This is a genomic window from Nocardioides sp. 1609 (assembly GCF_004522105.1).
Taxonomy (GTDB): Bacteria; Actinomycetota; Actinomycetes; order Propionibacteriales; family Nocardioidaceae; genus Nocardioides.
In genome coordinates, this window is sequence record NZ_SPUJ01000003.1 from 707,076 (window position 1) to 726,717 (window position 19,642).

The 19,642-nt window shown below is 73.0% G+C and carries 16 protein-coding genes and 1 tRNA gene; 5 read left to right on the top strand and 12 right to left on the bottom strand.

All coding sequences use genetic code 11. The annotated features are described in order from the left end of the window. Nucleotides 1-67: 67 nt before the first annotated feature. The 7 genes from E4623_RS09620 to argS all read right to left on the bottom strand — a co-directional run bounded on the left by E4623_RS09620 (nucleotide 68) and on the right by argS (nucleotide 9,051). Nucleotides 68-433 (bottom strand): response regulator, encoded by a 366-nt coding sequence (locus E4623_RS09620; protein WP_134766272.1) that lies wholly within the window; start codon nucleotides 431-433, stop codon nucleotides 68-70. Further along, complete coding sequence (rho, locus tag E4623_RS09625; protein WP_134766273.1) at nucleotides 433-2,463, bottom strand: transcription termination factor Rho; 2,031 nt, start codon at nucleotides 2,461-2,463, stop codon at nucleotides 433-435. The genes E4623_RS09620 and rho overlap by 1 nt, the downstream gene beginning before the upstream one ends. A gap of 177 nt (nucleotides 2,464-2,640) precedes the next feature. Continuing rightward, nucleotides 2,641-3,576, bottom strand: a complete 936-nt coding sequence (gene thrB / locus E4623_RS09630; RefSeq protein WP_209020582.1) for a homoserine kinase — start codon at nucleotides 3,574-3,576, stop codon at nucleotides 2,641-2,643. Further along, nucleotides 3,573-4,646: a threonine synthase gene (thrC, locus tag E4623_RS09635; protein ID WP_134766274.1), complete on the bottom strand. Its 1,074-nt coding sequence runs from the start codon at nucleotides 4,644-4,646 to the stop codon at nucleotides 3,573-3,575. Before thrC ends, thrB begins: the two co-directional genes overlap by 4 nt. Next, complete coding sequence (locus E4623_RS09640; RefSeq protein ID WP_134766275.1) at nucleotides 4,643-5,965, bottom strand: homoserine dehydrogenase; 1,323 nt, start codon at nucleotides 5,963-5,965, stop codon at nucleotides 4,643-4,645. The genes thrC and E4623_RS09640 overlap by 4 nt, the downstream gene beginning before the upstream one ends. Beyond that, nucleotides 5,965-7,374, bottom strand: a complete 1,410-nt coding sequence (lysA, locus tag E4623_RS09645; RefSeq protein WP_134766276.1) for a diaminopimelate decarboxylase — start codon at nucleotides 7,372-7,374, stop codon at nucleotides 5,965-5,967. The genes E4623_RS09640 and lysA overlap by 1 nt, the downstream gene beginning before the upstream one ends. 3 nt (nucleotides 7,375-7,377) lie before the next feature. Beyond that, nucleotides 7,378-9,051: an arginine--tRNA ligase gene (gene argS, locus E4623_RS09650; RefSeq protein WP_134766277.1), complete on the bottom strand. Its 1,674-nt coding sequence runs from the start codon at nucleotides 9,049-9,051 to the stop codon at nucleotides 7,378-7,380. An 80-nt stretch (nucleotides 9,052-9,131) separates the two neighbouring features. Between argS and E4623_RS09655 the strand changes: the two genes are divergently transcribed. After that, nucleotides 9,132-9,204 (top strand) — tRNA-Arg (locus E4623_RS09655). 131 nt (nucleotides 9,205-9,335) lie between these two features. Here E4623_RS09655 and E4623_RS09660 read toward each other — a convergent pair. Both E4623_RS09660 and E4623_RS09665 read right to left on the bottom strand, forming a co-directional pair. Further along, nucleotides 9,336-10,232, bottom strand: a complete 897-nt coding sequence (locus tag E4623_RS09660) for an LCP family protein (RefSeq protein ID WP_134766278.1) — start codon at nucleotides 10,230-10,232, stop codon at nucleotides 9,336-9,338. After that, nucleotides 10,232-10,837 carry a hypothetical protein gene (locus E4623_RS09665; RefSeq protein ID WP_134766279.1) on the bottom strand — a complete coding sequence of 202 codons (606 nt, stop codon included), beginning with the start codon at nucleotides 10,835-10,837 and terminating at the stop codon, nucleotides 10,232-10,234. The genes E4623_RS09660 and E4623_RS09665 overlap by 1 nt, the downstream gene beginning before the upstream one ends. Before the next feature lie 174 nt (nucleotides 10,838-11,011). Between E4623_RS09665 and E4623_RS09670 the strand changes: the two genes are divergently transcribed. The 4 genes from E4623_RS09670 (at nucleotide 11,012) to E4623_RS09680 (ending at nucleotide 17,208) form a co-directional block, all read left to right on the top strand. Beyond that, nucleotides 11,012-14,791, top strand: a complete 3,780-nt coding sequence (locus tag E4623_RS09670) for a multifunctional oxoglutarate decarboxylase/oxoglutarate dehydrogenase thiamine pyrophosphate-binding subunit/dihydrolipoyllysine-residue succinyltransferase subunit (protein WP_209020583.1) — start codon at nucleotides 11,012-11,014, stop codon at nucleotides 14,789-14,791. Nucleotides 14,792-14,936: 145 nt separating this feature from the next. Continuing rightward, nucleotides 14,937-15,113: a DUF6104 family protein gene (locus E4623_RS22580; protein WP_167736547.1), complete on the top strand. Its 177-nt coding sequence runs from the start codon at nucleotides 14,937-14,939 to the stop codon at nucleotides 15,111-15,113. A gap of 142 nt (nucleotides 15,114-15,255) precedes the next feature. Continuing rightward, on the top strand, nucleotides 15,256-15,927 hold the full coding sequence (locus tag E4623_RS09675; protein ID WP_134766281.1) for a thymidine kinase: 672 nt from the start codon (nucleotides 15,256-15,258) through the stop codon (nucleotides 15,925-15,927). Between the two features lie 51 nt (nucleotides 15,928-15,978). Further along, complete coding sequence (locus E4623_RS09680; RefSeq protein WP_134766282.1) at nucleotides 15,979-17,208, top strand: hypothetical protein; 1,230 nt, start codon at nucleotides 15,979-15,981, stop codon at nucleotides 17,206-17,208. Between the two features lie 26 nt (nucleotides 17,209-17,234). Here the strand turns inward: E4623_RS09680 and E4623_RS09685 are convergent, their stop codons facing one another. Genes E4623_RS09685 through E4623_RS09695 form a run of 3 tightly spaced genes read right to left on the bottom strand, consistent with a single transcriptional unit; the run spans nucleotide 17,235 to nucleotide 19,635 of the window. Then, a complete protein-coding gene (locus E4623_RS09685; RefSeq protein WP_134766283.1) occupies nucleotides 17,235-18,359 on the bottom strand; it encodes a nucleotide pyrophosphatase/phosphodiesterase family protein in 1,125 nt (374 codons plus the stop codon). A 14-nt stretch (nucleotides 18,360-18,373) separates the two neighbouring features. Next, the gene (locus E4623_RS09690) at nucleotides 18,374-18,979 is read right to left on the bottom strand and encodes a DUF5998 family protein (protein ID WP_134766284.1); all 606 of its coding nucleotides are present in this window, start codon (nucleotides 18,977-18,979) and stop codon (nucleotides 18,374-18,376) included. 23 nt (nucleotides 18,980-19,002) lie between these two features. After that, the gene (locus tag E4623_RS09695) at nucleotides 19,003-19,635 is read right to left on the bottom strand and encodes a LysE family translocator (protein WP_134766285.1); all 633 of its coding nucleotides are present in this window, start codon (nucleotides 19,633-19,635) and stop codon (nucleotides 19,003-19,005) included. Between the last annotated feature and the right edge of the window lie 7 nt (nucleotides 19,636-19,642).

Sequence of the window (19,642 nt, forward strand, 5' to 3'; positions counted from 1 at the left end):
CCACAATTCCGACCGGACCGCCGGCGCCGGACCGTCTGCCGGCGAGCGCGCGCCGGGCCGAGGGCGCTCAGCGGTTCAGCAGCGCCTCGACCCGCGAGGCCAGCTCGCGCGGGCTGAACGGCTTGGTGATGTAGTCGTCGGCGCCGGAGTCGAACCCGCTCTCGACGTCGGCCTCCTGGGCCCGGGCGGTCAGCAGGATCACCGGCAGGTCCGCGAGGGCGGGGTCGGCCCGGATCTTCGCGATCGCGTCGAGGCCCGAGACGCCGGGCATCATCACGTCGAGCACGCAGAGGTCGGGGCGCTGGGCGCGGCAGGCCGCTAGCGCCGCGCCGCCGTCACCGACGGCCACGATCTCGTGTCCCATCGTCGAGAGCTTGAACTCCACGAGCTCCCGGATGTCGACGTCGTCGTCGGCGACCACGATCCGAGCCATCAGATCGCCGCCTGCCCGTTCTTCGGGGTGGCCTTCTGCACGTTCATCAGGAACTCGATGTTGGTGCCGGCCCGCTTCAGGCGCTCCAGGAGGAGCTCGAGCGCCTGCTGGCCGTCGAGGTTGGAGAGGACCCGGCGCAGCTTCCACACGATGGCCAGCTCCTCCTCGCTCATCAGCAGCTCCTCGCGCCGGGTGCCCGACTGCACGGGGTCGATGGCCGGGAAGACCCGCTTGTCGGCGAGGTCGCTGCGCAGCCGCAGCTCCATGTTGCCGGTGCCGGCGAACTCCTCGAAGATCACCTCGTCCATCACCGAGCCGCTCTCGACGACGGCGGTGGCGACGATGGTCAACGACCCGCCGTTCTCGATGTTGCGGGCCGCCCCGAAGAACTTCTTGGTCGGGTGCAGCGCCGCCGCGTCGACGCCGCCGGCGAGCAGCCGCCCGGACGCCGGCGTCGAGTGGTGGTAGGCCCGGGCGAGCCGGGTCAGGCCGTCGAGCAGGACGACCACGTCGTGACCGAGCTCGACGAGGCGCTTCGCGCGCTCGATCGCGAGCTCGGCGACGACGGTGTGGTCACCGGCCGGGCGGTCGAAGGTCGAGGAGATCACCTCGCCCTTGACCGAGCGCTCGTAGTCGGTGACCTCCTCGGGCCGCTCGTCGACGAGGACGACCATCAGGTGACACTCCGGGTTGTTGACGCTGACCGACTGCGCGATCGACTGCAGCACCGTCGTCCGCCCGGACCTCGCGGGTGCGACGACCAGGCCACGCTGGCCCTTGCCGATCGGCGCCACCACGTCGACGACCCGCCCGACGAGGTTGCCCGGCTCGGTCTCGAGGCGCAGCCGCTCGGACGGGTACAGCGGGGTCAGCCGGTCGAAGTCCGCCCGCGACCTCGACTGCTCGGGGTCGTGGCCGTTCACGCTGTCGATGCGGACCATGGGGTTGAACTTCTCGCGACGCTCGCCCTCGCGCGGCTGGCGCACCTGGCCGACGATGGCGTCGCCGCGGCGCAGCCCGAACTTCCGGACCATCGACAGCGACAGGTAGACGTCGTCGGCGCCCGGCAGGTAGCCGCTGGTGCGGACGAACGCGTAGTTGTCCAGGACGTCGAGGATGCCGGCCGCCGGGACGACGACGTCGTCCTCGAGGATGGTGGTGTCCGGCTCGTGCCGGTGCCCGCCACCCTGGCTCCCGCCCTGGTTGCCCTGGTTGCCGCCCTGGTGGCCCTGGTTGCCGGCGTTCTGCTTCGGGCCCTGGTTCGGGGGCGGCCCGCCCTGGTTGCCGCCCGGGTTGGCGCCCTGGCCGCCCGCGTCACCGACGACGCGGTTGCGGTCCCGGCCGCGGCGGCGCCGGTTGCGGCCGGTGCGGCCGTCGCCGTCACCGTCGGCGTCGCCCTGGTCCGACTGCTGGTCGGACCTCGGCTCGGTCTTCTGGGCCGGCTTCTGCTCCGGCTTGCTCTCGGCCTGGTTCGGCTTGCCCTGCTTCTTCTCGGGCTGTCGCTCGGGCTGTCGCTCGGGCTGCCGCTCGGGCTGTCGCTCGGGCTGCCGCTCGGGCTGTCGCTCGGGCTGGCTCGGCTCGGTCCGGTCCTGCTCGGGCTGCGACGTCGCGGCCTGCTGCGGCTCGGCGGACGCCGGCTCGCTCCGCTGCGGCGCGGACGACGCCTCGGCGGCCGGGTCCTGCTCGCGGGGGCGCCGGGGCCGTTCCCGGGTCGGCGCGGCCGCCTCGTCGGACGACGTCATCGGGAGCTCGGCCTGCGCCTCGGCCTGCGCGGCCGGCTTGCGGCGCCGGGCCGCGGCCGGTGCCGCTCCCCCGTCACCGGAGCCGCCGGAGCCGCCGGCCCCGGCGGACCCGCCCGAGGCCTGAGCGCCCTTGATGGCGTCGATCAGCTGCGCCTTCTTCATCGAGCCGGCGCCGGCGATCCCCATCCCACCCGCCATCGACTTGAGGTCGGCGAGCAGCATCGCGCTGAGCCCGCCGGTGCGCTTCTTGGCCGAGGCGGACGGGGCGGTGTCGGGCGTCTCTGTCACGGGGGTCCTTCGCACGTTCACGTGCCGCGGGCCGCGTGGCCCGCCGGCAGCGGTCGGATCGCGGGCGGTGCCTGCGCCGGTTCCGAGGATGAGTGGTGGGTGCCGCGGTGGACCGCGGTCGAGCACCGGGATCCGGCGCGCCGCAAGGCTAGCACCACGCCGACCCGGCGCGGAGGCTCAGCCGACCACGGCGCCGTCGGTCGAGACGGCGAGGTAGCGGGCGGTCCAGCCGTCGGGACGACGCGCGAGCAGCGCCCGGGTGTCCTCGCCGTCGGGACCGTCGAGGGCGAAGGCCAGCACCGTCGGGCCGGCGCCCGAGACGACCGCCGCGACGCCGTCGGCGCGCAGCGCGCGGACCAGCGCCAGCGAGTCGGGCATCGCGGGCTCCCGGTAGTCCTGGTGGAGGTAGTCGCGGGTCGCCGTCGCCAGCCACCGCGGCTGCCCGGCGAGCGCGGCGACCACGAGGGCCGTCCGGCCGCCGTTGGCGGCGGCGTCACCGTGCGGGACCTGCTCGGGGAGCAGTCCGCGGGCCAGCTCGGTCGAGAGCCCGGTCGGCGGCACGAAGACGACGGTGCCGACCCGGGGGTCGACCGGGGCCGAGGCGCTCCAGAAGTCGTCGTCGTGCCCGGAGATCGTCAGGCCGCCGTACAGGGCGGGGGCGACGTTGTCGGGGTGGCCCTCGATCCGGGCGACCAGGCGGAAGACGGCGTCGTCGTCCAGGAGCGCGGTCCCGTCGACCACGAGGGCCCGGGCCAGGACCACGCCGCCCACGATCGCCGCGGACGACGACCCGAGGCCGCGGGCGTGCGGGACGACGTTGCGGCAGCGCAGCCGGAGCCCGGCGGGCCGGCCGCCGAGGAGGTCGAACGCGGCGTGCATGGCGCGGACGACGAGGTGCGTCTCGTCGAGCGGGACCGAGGCCTCCCCCTGCCCCTCGACGGTGATCTCGGTCCCGGCGCGGCCCTCGGGCAGCACCTCCGCCTCGAGCCGGTCGCGCAGGTCGAGGGCCAGGCCGAGCGCGTCGAACCCGGGCCCGAGGTTGGCCGAGGTCGCCGGTACCGAGACCCGCACGGGGCCGTCGACGAAGCGGAGGGGCCGGGAGGGCCCGCTCACGCGAGGCCGGCGGCCGCCGCGGCCGCGGTCACGTCGGCGTCGACGACGGTGTCGACGAGCGCGCCGACCCCCTCGAGCGCCGTCGCGGTGTCCTTGAGCCCGTGGCCGGTCACGGTCACGACCACGGTGCTGCCGGCGTAGGACTCGCCCTGGGCGAGCTCCTGCAGCATCCCGGCGATGCCGGCGGCCGAGGCCGGCTCGACGAAGACGCCGTCGCGGGAGGCGAGCTCGCGCTGCGCGGCGAGGATCTGCTCGTCGGTGACGGAGGCGAAACGGCCCTCCGACTCCTTCGCGGCCTGCTCGGCGAGGTGCCAGGACGCCGGGTTGCCGATCCGGATGGCGGTGGCCTTGGTCTCCGGGTCGGGGAACGGCTCGCCGGTGACCAGCGGCGCGGCACCGGCGGCCTGGAAGCCCCGCATGACCGGGCGTCGGGTCGCGAGGCCGAGGCCGGCGTACTGGGTGTAGCCGAGCCAGTACGCCGAGATGTTGCCGGCGTTGCCCACCGGCAGCAGGTGGTAGTCGGGGGCGTCGCCGAGGAAGTCGACGATCTCGAACGCGGCGGTCTTCTGGCCCTCGAGGCGGACCGGGTTGACCGAGTTGACCAGCGCCACCGGGTAGTCGGCGGCGAGGCCGCGGGCCATCGCGAGGCAGTCGTCGAAGTTGCCGCGCACCATGATCACCTGGGCGCCGTGCAGGATCGCCTGCGCCATCTTGCCGGCCGCGATCTTGCCCTCCGGCACCAGCACGAGGGGCTTGAGGCCGGCCTTGGCGGCGTACGCGGCCATCGAGGCGGAGGTGTTGCCGGTCGACGCGCAGACGACGGCCTCGGCGCCGTCCGCCTTGGCGACCGAGATCGCCGCGGTCATCCCGCGGTCCTTGAACGAGCCGGTCGGGTTGTTGCCCTCGACCTTGAGGTGCACCGCGGCGCCGGTGAGGCCGGAGAGCCACTCGGAGTGCACGAGCGGGGTGCCGCCCTCGCGCAGGGTGACCGCCGGGGTGCCGGCCGGGATGTCGAGGAGGTCGCGGTACTCCTCGACGACGCCGCGCCACTGGTGGGTTCGGGTGCTCACTGCTCGTCGGCTCCTTCGACACGCATCACCGAGGTGACGTCGCGGACGATCTCCATGCCCCGCAGGTGCTCCACGGTGGCGCTGAGCTGGGCGTCGGTGGCGCCGTGCGAGACCAGGACGAGCTGGGCGTCGTCACCGCGGCCGTCCTGGCGCATGGTCTGGATCGACACGTCGTGCTCGGCGAAGGCCTGCGCGATCGCGGCCAGGACGCCGGCGCGGTCGTCGACGTCGATGCCGACGTGGTAGCGGGTGCGGGTCTCCCCCATCGGCAGCACGGCCCGGTCGGCGTAGGCCGACTCGCCGACGCCGCGGGTGCCCGCGACCAGGTTGCGGGCCACGGTGACGAGGTCGCCCATCACGGCGCTCGCGGTCGGGGCGCCCCCGGCGCCGGGCCCGTAGAACATCAGCTGGCCGGCGGCGTCGGACTCGACGAACACGGCGTTGTAGGCCTCGCGGACGCTGGCCAGCGGGTGGCTGCGCGGGATCATCGCGGGGTGCACGCGGACGGCGACGGTCTCGTCGCCGCCGCCCGGGCCGCCGGGGCCGGGACGGAGCTCACAGATCGCGAGCAGCTTGACGACGCACCCCATCTCGCGCGCCGAGGCGATGTCGGCCGCCGTGACGTCGCTGATGCCCTCGCGGTGCACGTCGGCCGCGGTCACCCGGGAGTGGAAGGCGAGCGAGGCGAGGATGGCGGCCTTCGCGGCGGCGTCGAAACCCTCGACGTCGGCGGTCGGGTCGGCCTCGGCGTACCCGAGGTCCTGGGCCTCCTCGAGCGCCTCGGCGAACCCGGCCCCCGAGGTGTCCATCTTGTCGAGGATGTAGTTGGTGGTGCCGTTGACGATGCCCAGGACCCGGGTCACGCGGTCGCCGGCCAGCGACTCGCGCAGCGGGCGCAGGATCGGGATCGCCCCGGCCACGGCGGCCTCGTAGTAGAGGTCGCGGCCGGCCTTCTCGGCGGCCTCGAACAGGGTCGGGCCGTCCTCGGCCAGCAGCGCCTTGTTGGCGGTGACGACGCTGGCGCCGTGCTCGAGCGCGGAGAGGATCAGGGTGCGGGCCGGCTCGATGCCGCCGATCACCTCGACCACCAGGTCGACGTCGTCGCGGGCGACCAGGGCCTCCGCGTCGGTGGTCAGCAGGCCCGCGGGCAGCTCGACGTCGCGCGGTGCGTCGATGCGGCGCACCGCCACCCCGGCCAGCTCGACCGGTCGACCGACCCGGGCGGCCAGGTCGTCGGCCTGCTCCTCGAGCAGCCGCACCACCTGCGACCCCACGACACCGCACCCGAGGATCGCCACCTTCAGCGGCCTGTCACCCATCACACACCCACGTCCGTCGCCAGCAAGTCGTCCACAGTCTCGCGCCTCAGGAGGGTCCGCGCGGCCCCGTCCCGCACCGCGATCACGGGCGGCCGGAGGGCGTGGTTGTAGTTGGAGGCCATCGAGCGGCAGTAGGCGCCGGTGGCCGGGACCGCCAGGAGGTCACCGGGGGCCACGTCGCCGGGGAGGAACTCGTCGCGGACGACGATGTCACCGGCCTCGCAGTGCTTGCCGACCACCCGGGCCAGCACCGGCGGCGCGGTCGAGGCGCGGGCCGCGATCGTGCAGGAGTAGTCGGCGTCGTACAGGGCGGTGCGGATGTTGTCGCTCATCCCGCCGTCGACCGAGACGTAGGTGCGCACGGCGCCGCCGTCGAGGGCGACGGCCTTCACGGTGCCGACGGTGTAGACGGTGCACATCGACGGACCGACGATCGCGCGGCCGGGCTCGATCGAGAGCCGCGGCGCCTCGAGGCCGAGCGCGCGGCACTCGTGGGCGACGATCGCGGTCATCTCGGCGGCCAGCTGGGCGGGCTCGGTGGGGTCGTCCTGGGTCGTGTAGGCGATGCCGAAGCCGCCGCCGAGGTCCATCTCGGGCATGGTGACGCCCAGCCCGGCGTCCGGATCGGCGACCTGGGCGTGCAGGCGGAGGACGCGGCGCGCGGCGACCTCGAAGCCGGAGGAGTCGAAGATCTGGCTCCCGATGTGGGAGTGCAGCCCGCGCAGCTCGAGCCCCGGGGCGCCCAGCACCCGGCGCACGGCCTCGAGGGCGTCGCCGCTGGTGATGGAGAACCCGAACTTCTGGTCCTCGTGGGCGGTGGCGATGTACTCGTGGGTGTGCGCCTCGACCCCCGCGGTCACCCGGACCATCACGGCCTGGGTGGTGCCGAGGTCGGCGCTGACCTGCGCGAGGCGCTCGATCTCGGCGAAGGAGTCGACCACGATCCGCCCGACGCCGGCCACGACCGCGCGGCGCAGCTCGGGGTGCGACTTGTTGTTGCCGTGGTAGCCGATCCGGGACGGGTCGACCCCGGCGCGCAGCGCGACGGTCAGCTCGCCGTCGGAGCACACGTCGAGGTGCAGGCCCTCCTCGGCGACCCAGGCGGCCACCGCCGTGCAGAGGAACGCCTTGCCGGCGTAGTAGACGTCGTAGTCGGCGAACCCGTCGCGGAACGCGCGGGCCCGGGCCCGGAAGTCGTCCTCGTCGAGGACGTAGGCCGGCGTGTTGTGCTCGGCGACCAGGTCGGCCACCGCGACGCCGCCCACGACGAGGTCGCCGTCGCGCTTGTGGGCGGTGCTGCTCCACAGCGACGGGACCAGGGCGTTGGGGTCGGTGGGGGGCTGCAGCCAGGCGGGACCGCGCAGTGCTCCGGGCGCGTGCGCCCACCCTGCCTCGTGGGTGGTGCTCATCGACTACATCCGCTCCGGGGCCGAGACGCCCAGCAGGCCGAGGCCGTTGGCCAGGACCGTCCGGCTCGCGACCACGAGCACCAGCCGTGCCTCGTTGGCCGGTGTCACCGGCTCGTCGCCCTGCGGCAGCATCCGGCACTCCTTCGTGTCGTACCACCGGTTGAACGTCGCGGCGGTGTCCTCCAGGTAGCGCGCCACCCGGTGCGGCTCGCGCAGCTCGGCGGCGCTGGCGACGACGCGCGGGAACTCCGCGAGGGCCCGGAGCAGGTCGCGGTCGCGCTCGTGGGCGAGCAGCGCGGGGTCGAAGTCCGCGGGGAGCGCCATGCCGAGGTCGTCGGCGTTCGCCATCATCCGGCAGGTGCGGGCGTGGGCGTACTGCACGTAGTGGACCGGGTTGTCGTTCGAGGCCCTGGTGATCTCGGCGACGTCGAGGACGAGCGGCGAGTCGGCCGGGTAGCGGGCCAGGGAGTAGCGCAGGGCGTCGACGCCGATCACGTCGACGAGCTCCTGGAGCGCGACGATGTTGCCGGCCCGCTTGGAGAGCCGGAGCTCCTCGCCGTCCTGGAGGATCTTGACCAGTTGGCCGATCAGGACCTCGATGTTGTTGTCGGGGTCGTCGCCGGCGCACGCGGCCATCGCCCGCAGCCGGTTGACGTAGCCGTGGTGGTCGGCCCCGAGCAGGTAGATGCAGCGGTCGAAGCCGCGTTCGCGCTTGTTGACGTAGTAGGCGGTGTCGCTGGCGAAGTAGGTCAGCTCGCCGTTGGACCGGATCAGCACCCGGTCCTTGTCGTCGTCGAAGTCGGTGGTGCGCATCCACAGCGCGCCGTCGGCGTCGAAGAGGTGGCCCTGCGACCGCAGCTTCTCCACCGCGGCGGCGACGTCGTCGGCGGCGGCGTCGTGCAGGCTGCGCTCGGAGAACCAGACGTCGAAGTGGGTCTGGAAGCCCGCGAGCTGCTCCTGCTGCTCGGCGAGCTGGAGGGCGTAGCCGGCCTCCCGGAAGGCCACCAGCCGCTCGTCGGCGGGCAGGTCGAGGATCCCGGGGTCGGCGGCGACGACCTGCTGGGCGAGGTCGCCGACGTAGTCGCCGTGGTAGCCGTCGTCGGGCACCGGCTCGCCGAGGGCCACCGCCTGGATCGAGGCACCGAAGAGGTTCATCTGGTTGCCGCGGTCGTTGATGTAGAACTCGCGGGTCACCGTCGCCCCGGCCGCGCTCAGCACCCGGCCGATCGCGTCGCCGAGCACCGCCCACCGGGTGTGGCCCAGGTGCAGCGGGCCGGTCGGGTTGGCGGAGATGAACTCGACGTTGATCTTCTGCCCGGCCAGCGTCTCGGTGTGCCCGTACGACGCGCCGGCGGCGACGATGTCGGCCGCGACCTGTCCCTGGGCACCGGCCTCGACGGTGATGTTGAGGAACCCGGGGCCGGCGATGTCGACCTGCGCGACGCCGTCGGAGGCGCGCAGCCGCTCGGCGACCAGCTCGGCGAGGGCGCGCGGGTTCGTGCCGGCCTTCTTGGCCAGCTGCAGCGCGACGTTCGTGGCGTAGTCGCCGTGCGACTTGTCCCGGGGTCGCTCCACCGTCACCTCGGCCGGGACGCCGTCGGGCAGGGTGAGCGCACCCTGGTCGACGAGCGACGCCAGGGCGTCGACGACAGTGGCGGAGAGCTGAGCGGGATTCACCCCTCAAGCGTATCGGCGCGGGCCGGTTTCCCTCTCACCAGTGAGGCCCGGTAGTGTCCGCTGGGCGTCGCGAGACGCAGGCCTCCGTAGCTCAGGGGATAGAGCACTGGTTTCCGGTACCAGGTGTCGCAGGTTCGAATCCTGCCGGAGGCGCACACCGCGGCCGAGCCGCACGCCGGGTCCGCGTCCCGCCACGACGCGGCCACGCACGAACGGGTGGGCGCCGCGCAGCTGCCGCGGCGTGGCCCGCCCGCGGCTGGGCGTTCTCGGGCGGGTCGGCCCCGTCAGCACCGCTCGATCGTCGCGTCCTTGCGGGCGTCGTCTCCGTAGCGGCGCGCGGCGGCCGTGTCGGGCGTGACCACGCTGGCCCCGCCGATGGTCGCGAAGCCGCCGAGGACGACGCACCCGGTGATCTTGCGGGGGTCGACCTGGGCGACGGCGTGGGCGATCCGGAACAGCTCCCCGGGTCCGAGGTCGGTGCTGGTGTGCTTCATGACCGAGAGCACGCCCCGCTCGATGAAGCCGGGACGGGCGGCCCGCTCGGCGATCCTGGCCTGGATGCCCCGCAGCACCCGCTGCTGGTTGGCGGAGCGGTCGAAGTCGCCCCCGGGCAGCGCCTTGCGGACCCGGGAGAACGCGGTGGCACCCTGGCCGTTGAGCTCGAGGCGTCCCTCCTCGAAGCCCTTCGGCCGGATGTAGGGGTCGGAGAACTGGCGCGGGTTGACGACCGTGATCCCGCCGATGTCGTCGACCATGGCGGCCATGAACTCGAACCGCGTCACGAAGACGTAGTCGGGCTCGATGCCGACCAGCTCGCCGACGGTCTCGCCGAGGAGCTGCGGTCCTCCGTAGTAGAGGGCGGCGTTGATGCGGTCGGAACCGCGCCCCGGGATCGAGACGTAGGAGTCACGCGGGATGCCGATCGACGTGGCCGCGCCGGTGCGGGTGTTCATGCCGACCAGCTGCAGCGCGTCGCCGCGGACCCGGGTCATGTCCTCCCCGACCCGGGCGTCGGAGCCGACCGCCAGGATCCAGACCATGTCGTCCTCGAGCGCCACCCCCTCGGCGTGCTCGAACTTCACCAGCGTGGCCTGGGCGACCGCGACCTGGGAGTCCGGGACGAGGAGGCCCACGGTGACGAGCACGGCGAGCAACGAGGCCCACCTCTTCGTGCGGCCCATCAGACGCGTCCCCTCGCGACGTCGTAGCCGAAGACCTTCCAGGCGCCGCGCTCCAGGGTCAGGAAGAGCGAGCCGGTGACCCGGTCGCGGCGGACGTCGCCGTCGGTCCCGGTGATCTGGAGCCCGAGGTGGACGTGGGCGGTCGCGGCCGCCGCCCGGCCACTGCGCGCCAGCGCGTCGACGCGGACCCGCCGCGCCGTCATCTCGACGGTGTCGACCGACTCGCCCAGCCCGGCGTTGGTCATCAGCCGGCGGTCGGCCGCGGCGCGCTCGCGAGCCCCGGAGGTGAACGAGGCGAACGCGCCGTCGAAGTCGGTGCGCGGGTAGTCACCGCCGTACGCACCGTCGATCCAGGCGTCCACGGCCGCGCTGACGTCGGTGCGGAGGGTGTCGCGGGCCGCCCGCGGGAGCCTCCCGGTCACGGTGCCGAGCGATGCCTTCGTGGTGAGCGGCGCGGCCGCCCCGGACGGCGTCGCGGACGACGAGGTGGTGGCCGGCCCGGGCTCGTCGTCGCCCGAGCAACCGACCAGCACCGGGCCGATCAGGAGTCCGGTCGCGGCCAGGGCGGCGAGCCGCGCTCGGCGGTGGCGGCGGGGTTCGGTCATGGTGGAGCGGCTCCCAGGATAGGTCGGCGGTGGGCGGACGAGCCCTCGTGCTGTGGCTCCGGTAACAGGGTGCACGAAAGACCACTACCTGACGCGCATTTGCTGGCGTGTGGGTCTAGCCTTGACAGCACCCATCATGCCGGTCATCTCACCTTGGAAGAGGCGAACCCAGTCGTGCCGCAGTCGTCAGGCCCGTCCACCAGCTCCACCGAACCCTCCGACAGCGATTTCGGCGCCAACGAGTGGCTCGTCGAGGCGATGCGTGAGCAGTACGACGCCGACCCGTCGAGCGTCGACCCGACCTGGGTCGCCTACTTCAAGGACGGCGGCGACCCCACCGCCGGCGCCACGGGCAGCACCAACGGGACGTCGAACGGCACGTCCGCCCCGGTGAGGACCGCCCCCGCCCCGAGGACCGAGGCCAAGACCGAGGCCAAGACCGAGGCCAGGACCGAGACGAGGACCGAGCCGGCGAAGGCCCAGCCGGCGAAGGCCGAGGCCGCGCCGAGGTCCGAGCCCCGCCCGGCCACGAAGGCCTCCGAGCCCGCGAAGGCGACGAGCAACCCCACGCCCAAGGAGTCGAAGCCGACCGAGCGGTCGGCGGCGACCGACCAGCCGACCTACACCGTGCTCCGCGGTGCCCCCGCCCGCACGGTGGCCAACATGGACGCCTCGCTGACCGTGCCGACCGCGACGTCGGTCCGCTCGGTGCCGGTCAAGCTGCTGTGGGACAACCGGATCGTCATCAACAGCCACCTCGCCCGGGCCCGCGGCGGCAAGGTCTCCTTCACCCACCTCATCGGCTACGCCCTGGTGCGTGCGCTGACCTCGATGCCGGAGATGAACGTCGGCTTCGAGGTCGTCGACGGCAAGCCGAACCTCGTCACCCCGGCCCACGTCAACCTCGGCCTGGCCATCGACGTGCCGAAGCCCGACGGCAGCCGCCAGCTGCTCGTGCCGTCGATCAAGGCCGCCGAGGACATGGACTTCGCCGGCTTCTGGACCGCCTACGAGGAGATCGTGCGCAAGGCGCGCGACAACAAGCTCACCGTCGCCGACTTCCAGGGCACCTCGATCAGCCTCACGAACCCCGGCGGCATCGGCACGGTGCACTCGGTGCCCCGCCTGATGGCCGGGCAGGGCGCGATCATCGGCGTCGGCGCGATGGAGTACCCCGCCGAGTGGCAGGGCGCCTCGGAGGAGGTGATCGCCCGCAACGGCATCAGCAAGGTCATGACGCTGACCTCGACCTACGACCACCGTGTCATCCAGGGTGCGCAGTCGGGTGAGTTCCTCAAGCGGCTGCACCAGCTGCTGCTCGGGGCCGACGGCTTCTACGACGACATCTTCCGCTCGCTGCGCATCCCCTACGAGCCGATCCGCTGGAACAACGACATCGCGACGTCGCACGACGACGAGATCGACAAGCAGGCCCGGATCCTCGAGCTGATCCACGCCTACCGGGTCCGCGGCCACATGATGGCCGACACCGACCCGCTCGAGTACCGCCAGCGCAGCCACCCCGACCTGCAGATCGAGTCGCACGGGCTGACCCTGTGGGACCTCGACCGCGAGTTCCCCACCGGCTCCTTCGGCGGCGAGGGACGGCGGTTCATGAAGCTGCGCCACATCCTCGGGATCCTGCGCGACTCCTACTGCCGCACCACCGGCATCGAGTACATGCACATCATGGACCCCGCCCAGCGGCGCTGGATCCAGGAGCGGGTGGAGCTCCCGCACGAGAAGACCCCGCGCAAGGAGCAGCTGCGCATCCTGCTCAAGCTCAACCAGGCCGAGGCGTTCGAGACGTTCCTGCAGACCAAGTTCGTCGGGCAGAAGCGCTTCAGCCTCGAGGGCGGCGAGACCACGATCCCGGTCATCGACGAGATCTGCGAGGCCGCCGCCGCAGCCGACCTCGACGAGGTCACCATCGGGATGGCCCACCGCGGCCGGCTCAACGTGCTCGCCAACATCGTGAGCAAGAAGTACAGCCAGATCTTCCGCGAGTTCGAGGGCAACATCGACCCGCGCACCGTGCAGGGCTCGGGCGACGTGAAGTACCACCTCGGTGCCGAGGGCGAGTTCGTCGCCGGCTCCGGGGACACCATCAAGGTGTCGGTGGCCGCCAACCCGTCGCACCTCGAGGCCGTCGACCCGGTGCTGGAGGGCATCGCGCGCGCCAAGCAGGACGTCCTCGACCGGGGCAACGAGTACCCCGTGCTGCCGCTCCTCGTGCACGGCGACGCCGCGTTCGCCGGCCAGGGCGTGGTCGCCGAGACGCTCAACCTCAGCCAGCTGCGTGGCTACCGCACCGGCGGCACGATCCACGTCGTCGTCAACAACCAGGTCGGGTTCACCACCTCCCCCGGCTCGTCGCGCTCCTCGCTCTACTGCACCGACGTCGCCCGGATGGTCCAGGCGCCGATCTTCCACGTCAACGGCGACGACCCCGAGGCCTGCATCCGGGTCGCCCAGCTCGCCTTCGAGTACCGCCAGGCGTTCAAGAAGGACGTCGTCATCGACCTCGTCTGCTACCGCCGCCGCGGTCACAACGAGGGCGACGACCCGTCGTACACGCAGCCGCTGATGTACGACCTTATCGAGCAGAAGCGCTCGGTGCGCAAGCTCTACACCGAGTCGCTCATCGGTCGCGGTGACATCACGATCGAGGAGGCCGAGCAGGTGCTGGCCGACTACCAGCAGCAGCTCGAGCGGGTCTTCACCGAGGTGAAGGAGGCCTCCTCCCAGCCGTCGGAGTGGACCACGGTCCCCGACTACCCGGACAAGCCGGCCGCCGAGACCACCACGGCGATCCCGATGGAGTGCCTGAAGCGGATCTCGGACGCCTACGTCACTCCCCCCGACGGTTTCACCGTGCACCCGAAGGTGATGCCGCAGCTGCAGCGGCGCGCCACCGCGATCACCGAGGGACCGATCGACTGGGGCACCGGCGAGATCCTGGCGTTCGGCTCGCTGCTGATGGACGGCCGTCCGGTCCGCCTCGCCGGCCAGGACTCGCGCCGCGGCACGTTCGTCTCGCGGTTCGCCACGATCATCGACCGCAAGAACGCCGACGAGTGGACGCCGCTTTCCTCCCTCACCGAGGACCAGGGCCGCTTCTACGTCTACGACTCGCTCCTCTCCGAGTACGCCGCCCTCGGCTTCGAGTACGGCTACTCGGTGGCCCGCCCCGAGGCGCTGACGCTGTGGGAGGCCCAGTTCGGCGACTTCGTCAACGGCGCCCAGACCGTCATCGACGAGTTCATCTCCGCCGGCGAGACCAAGTGGCGCCAGCAGTCGGGCGTCGTCCTGCTGCTCCCCCACGGCTACGAGGGCCAGGGCCCCGACCACTCCTCGGCGCGGATCGAGCGGTTCATGCAGATGGCCGCCGACGACGCGTTCGTGGTGGCCCAGCCGTCGACGCCGGCGTCGTACTTCCACCTGCTGCGCCGCCAGGCGCTGGGTGAGGCGCACCGGCCGCTCATCGTCTTCACGCCGAAGTCGATGCTCAAGCGCAAGGAGGCGGCCTCGCAGCCGTCCGACTTCACCGAGGGCACGTTCCGGCCGTTCATCAGTGACGCGGGCGCCGACCAGGACAAGGTCGACACCCTGCTGCTCTGCTCGGGCCGGGTCACCTGGGACCTGATGGTCGAGCGCGCCAAGCGCGAGAACCCCGAGCGGTTCGCGATCGCGCGGATCGAGCAGCTCTACCCGCGCCCGGTCGACGAGATCAAGGCCGAGATCGCCCGCTTCCCGCACCTGAAGGCGGTCCGCTGGGTGCAGGACGAGCCCGAGAACATGGGGCCGTGGCCGCACTACGCGCTCAACGTGTGGGCCGACCTGGACGCGCGGGTCGAGGGCGTCACGCGCCCGCAGTCGTCCTCGCCGTCGGTGGGCACGGTCAAGCGGCACCTGGCCGAGCAGAAGGAGCTCCTCGAGCGCGCCTTCGCCTGACCCGGACCACCCGGCCGTGGCCGCCCTCGCCCCTGGCGACGGCGGCCACGTCCGCGACCAGCCGGTCGGCGCCGGGCCCACGGGGGTCCGGAGGTGCGACGTGGCCGCGTCGCCACCCCGTCGGGACCGCGCCTAGGCTCGGAGCATGTACTTCACCGACCGGGGCATCGAGGAGCTGGACAAGCGGCGCGGCGACGAGGAGGTCACCCTCGCGTGGGTCGCGGAGCAGCTGCAGGCCTTCACCGACGCCCACCCCGAGTTCGAGACGGCCGTCGAGCGGTTCGCGACCTGGTTGGCCCGCCTCGACGACCCGGAGGACTGACGCCCCGGCCGAGGAGTCCGGCCGCCCCGGCGGGTCGTGCACGAGGTCGCCCGGACCGGTCACCTGACCGTGGCGCTGGTGGCCGTCGGGAGCCGACCCCACTCCTGCACGGCGCGACGGAGCGGCGTGGCAGGATCACGCCGTGGCCGAGCTCCAGTTCTTCACCGGCACCATGGATTCGGGCAAGAGCACCCTGGCGCTGCAGACCAACCACAACCACGCGGCCCGGCACCGCAGCGGACGGATCTTCACCACCCACGACCGGGCCGGCGAGGCGACGCTCTCCAGCCGCCTGGGGCTGACCCACGAGGCGATCGAGGTGGCCGCCGACTTCGACTTCTGGCACTACGTCGTCGACTCGCTGACCCACGGCGCCCGGATCGACTACCTGATCTGCGACGAGGCCCAGTTCTACACCCGCCTCCAGGTCGACCAGCTCGCCAAGGTCGTCGACGAGCTGCAGGTCGACGTCTTCGCGTTCGGGATCCTGACCGACTTTCGCACCGACCTGTTCCCCGGCAGCCAACGGCTGGTCGAGCTCGCCGACCGGATGCACGTCCTGCAGGTCGAGGCGCTGTGCTGGTGCGGCAAGCGCGCGACCCACAACGCCCGCACCGAGGACGGCGCGATGGTCGTCGAGGGCGAGGTGATCGTCGTCGGCGACGTCGAGGACACCGGCGCGCCCGGCGGCCCGGCCGGTCCGCCCGCCGAGGTCGCCTACGAGGTGCTGTGCCGCCAGCACCACCGTCGACGGCTCACCGCCGCGCGCGCCCAGGCGGTCAGCCTGGCACCGGAGCCGCTGCCGTTCGGCTGAGCACCACCGCGCCCCTTCCGCTGTGACCCCGGTCACCCCTAGGTTCGGCGGATGACCCGTTCCCGGACCCAGCGTCGCGTCTGCCTCCCCGCCGTCCTGCTCGCCCTCGCCGCCCCGCTGCTCGCGGTCGTCGCGGGCGCCGCGCCGCCCGCCGCGGCCGACGGGCCTGGCGTCGGGGCGCCGTGGGTGGTCACCCTCGGCGACTCCTACATCAGTGGCGAGGCCGGCCGCTGGGCCGGCAGCAGCAACGCCTCGAGCAGCCGCGCCGACGCGCTCGGCCCGACGGCGTACTTCGACAACGCCAGCGGGACCGGCGAGCAGATCAGCCGGTGCCACCGCAGCAGGTCCGCCGAGGCCTACGTCGGCGGCGGCGTCAACGGGCTCAACCTCGCGTGCTCCGGCGCGACGACGGCCACCAGCACCGGCAGCACCTTCAAGCCCGGGATCGACTTCTACGACGACGGCGCGGGCAGGGTCGGGCAGGCCAGGGCGTTGCAGCAGGCCGCCACCACCCGCAACGTGAAGATGGTCGTCGTCTCGATCGGCGGCAACGACTTCGGCTTCGCCGACGTCGTGACGAGCTGCGTCACCGACTTCCTCACCTCCCCCAGTTGGTGGAAGAACTACTGCAACGACGACCGGTCGGTGACCGCGAACTTCACCACCGCCAACGTCACCGCCGTGCGCAACCGGATCGCCGGCGCCTTCCAGAACGTGCGGACCGCGATGCGCAACGCCGGGTACGCCGACGGCGCCTGGACCCTGGTCGCGCAGACCTACCCGTCCCCGATCCCCCGCGGCGACGGCTTCCGCTACGCCCAGAGCGGCTACACCCGCCAGTCCACCGGCGGCTGCGGTTTCTGGAACGCCGACGCCACCTGGGCCAACGACGTGGCCCTGCCGACCATCAACAACACCGTCCGGGCCGCCCTCACGCAGTCCGGCGTCGGTGGCAAGGTGCTCGACCTGGCGTCGGCGTTCAACGGCCGCCGGCTCTGCGAGAGCGGCGTCGGCCTCTACGAGGAGCGCGGCATCGCGAGCTGGCGCACGCCGGGCGCGGTCGACCAGACCGAGTGGGTCAACCAGATCCGCACCGTCTCCACCTGCTGCGCGAGCAGTCCCTACTACATCCAGGAGTCGATCCACCCGAACTACTGGGGGCAGCTCGCCGCCCGCTCCTGCGTGCGCCAGGTCTGGAACGGCGGCGCACCGCGCGGCGGCTCGTGCACGATCTCCGGCCCCGGGCTCGTCGACGGGGAGCCGCGGATGCAGCTGAGGTAGCGGGTCGGGCGCCCGGCCGGCACGGCTCAGTCGAGGAGGATCGGGATCAGCATCTCGTCGGCGGTCAGCGAGCCGTGCAGGCCCACCAGGGTGGTCTCGTAGGCGAACCGCTCCGAGGAGAAGACCCCGGCGTCGCCGCGCGCCGCCACGAGGACGTCGCCCAGGCGGGGCAGGACGGCGGCGTCCACCGGCCCGAACCAGCCGCGCCGGATCGCGTCGTCCCGCGTCAGCACGTCGGCCCGCTCGCCGAGGAGGCCCCGCCAGGTCGCCAGGACGTCGTCGACCGCGCCGGTGCGGCAGTACAGGTGCCGGAAGCGGGCCTCGCCGCCGAGGAGGGCGACGCCGTCGAGCAGCTCGCCGTGCCGGTCGACGTCGATCCGGCTCGCCTCGGGCGAGTCGACCATCCCGTGGTCGGCGACCACGACGAGACGCCGGTCCGGGGGCAGCGTCTCGCGCAGCTGCTCGGCCTCGGCGTCGATCATGGCGAGCTGCTGGAGCCAGGCGCTCGAGGCGACCCCGAGCTTGTGCCCGGTCCAGTCGAGGTCGCTGTCGTAGAGGTAGGTGAGCGAGGGCCGCTGGGCGGAGGCCGTGACGGCGGCGGCGATCCGCTCGCCGGCCCGGTCGGCGCCGACGTACTCGGCGCCGCGGGTCGAGGCCACGCTCAGGCCGGAGGTGCGGAACTCGCGCTTGTTGACGACCGTCACGAACACCCCGGCCGCGGCCAGGGTGCCGAACGCCGTGGGGTGCGGCTGCCACTCGAGCGGGTCGACGTCGGCGTCCCAGGACAGGTGGTTCAGCAGCCGGCCGGTGCCCGGGACCCGCGCGGTGAAGCCGACCAGCCCGTGCGCGCCGGGCGCCAGGCCCGTGCCGAGCGAGGTCAGGCTGGTGGCCGTCGTCGAGGGGACGCCGGCCGTGCCCGCTCCCCCGCTGTCGGCCAGCAGGCCGGAGAGGTACGGCGCCGCGTGGGCGTAGCGCTCGAGGAGCCGGGCGCCGAGGCCGTCGACGAGGAGCACGACGTACGACGGCGCCGGTGGCAGCGTCAGTCCGGTCGGCGGCGGGGTGGTCGCTACGCCGAGCGCGTGCGCGACGGCCGGGAGGACGTCGGCGAGCGAACGTCGTCCGTAGGCGGGCTCGACGAACTCGGAGGGCATCCGGTGGCCGGCGCTCAGTGCTGCGTGCGCGCCGAGAGGGACGCCGCGAACGAGAGCAGCCCGGCGACCGCGTCGCGGCCGTCGGCGGCCGCGGAGACGCGCAGGGAGAAGTCGTCGGAGGCCAGCACGCCGGTGTAGCCGTGGTCGGCGTCGCACTCGGGGTCGCTGCACCCGGCGGGCTCGAGGTCGAGCCGGCTGACCCCGCCCCACCCGATCGTCATCACGGCCTCGGCCGGCGGGTTGGGTCCCTTGGTCGGGTTGGCGGTCATCCGGGTCACGACCACCGACTTCACCGACGTCAGGCTGACGGCCTCGGTCGAGGTGGAGGTGTAGGGCTCCGGGAGCAGGTCGTCGCCGGCGTGCTCGTCGGTGTGGGCCAGGATCAGCCGGGTCGGGGTCAGCACCACGACGCTCTGGTGCCGGCGGACCTCGTCGTTCTCGAACGTCGGCTCGTGGTGCACGTAGAACGAGACGACCTGCTCACCGGCCACCGCACCGGTGACGGCGTCGGTGACGACCTCGGGGTAGTAGCCCGTGCGGTCGATGGCCTTGCGGAGGCCGCGCGAGTGGTCGACGGGGTCGTGGGGGTCCACCGGGGTGGCAGGACGGGCGGGACGCATGGTCGCAGTCTGTCACTGCCGGCCTACTGCTGCGCGGCCATCCCCGCGCCGAGGGCGATCATCATCGTGCCGCCGGCGACGCCGAGCCCGTCGAGCCGCTCCGGCCGCTTCGAGAACCAGCTGCGCGCCGAGCCCGCGGCGAGCGCCCAGGTGCCGTCGGACAGCAGGCACAGCACCCCGAAGACCAGGCCGAGCACGACGAGCTGGGGTGCGGCCGGCGAGCCGCCGGCCGTGAACTGCGGCAGGAACGCGACGAAGAACACGATCGTCTTCGGGTTGGTGACGCCGACGACGAACCCGGTGACCACGGCCCTGCGGCTCTGCTCCGGCGCCCGCCCGTGGTCGGCGAGCAGCGCGGCCCGGGCGTCACCGCGGTGCCGGATGGCCTGCACGCCGAGGTGGATGACGTAGGCCGCGCCGGCCAGCTTGAGCACCGTGTACGCCGTCGCGCTGGCCGCCACCACGGCTCCGAGGCCGACCGCGACGAGCAGCACCTGCACGACGACGCCGAGCGCGTTGCCGACCACCGAGAGCAGCGCGTCGCGCCGACCGACGGTGAGGGCGCGCCCGATCGTGAAGAGCAGGCTGGGACCGGGGACCTGGATGAGGAGGATCGACGCGACCAGGAACGCGATCCACTGGCTCGAGCTGGGCACGGGAGGA

Excerpts from the sequence above, each read along its gene's own strand:
- E4623_RS09690 (WP_134766284.1), bottom strand. The coding sequence starts at position 18,979 with ATGCGTCCCGCCCGTCCTGCCACCCCGGTGGACCCCCACGACCCCGTC.
- E4623_RS09660 (WP_134766278.1), bottom strand. The coding sequence starts at position 10,232 with ATGGGCCGCACGAAGAGGTGGGCCTCGTTGCTCGCCGTGCTCGTCACC.
- E4623_RS09680 (WP_134766282.1), top strand. The coding sequence starts at position 15,979 with ATGACCCGTTCCCGGACCCAGCGTCGCGTCTGCCTCCCCGCCGTCCTG.
- E4623_RS09640 (WP_134766275.1), bottom strand. The coding sequence starts at position 5,965 with ATGGGTGACAGGCCGCTGAAGGTGGCGATCCTCGGGTGCGGTGTCGTG.
- E4623_RS09620 (WP_134766272.1), bottom strand. The coding sequence starts at position 433 with ATGGCTCGGATCGTGGTCGCCGACGACGACGTCGACATCCGGGAGCTC.
- E4623_RS09665 (WP_134766279.1), bottom strand. The coding sequence starts at position 10,837 with ATGACCGAACCCCGCCGCCACCGCCGAGCGCGGCTCGCCGCCCTGGCC.
- E4623_RS22580 (WP_167736547.1), top strand. The coding sequence starts at position 14,937 with ATGTACTTCACCGACCGGGGCATCGAGGAGCTGGACAAGCGGCGCGGC.
- lysA (WP_134766276.1), bottom strand. The coding sequence starts at position 7,374 with ATGAGCACCACCCACGAGGCAGGGTGGGCGCACGCGCCCGGAGCACTG.
- E4623_RS09685 (WP_134766283.1), bottom strand. The coding sequence starts at position 18,359 with ATGCCCTCCGAGTTCGTCGAGCCCGCCTACGGACGACGTTCGCTCGCC.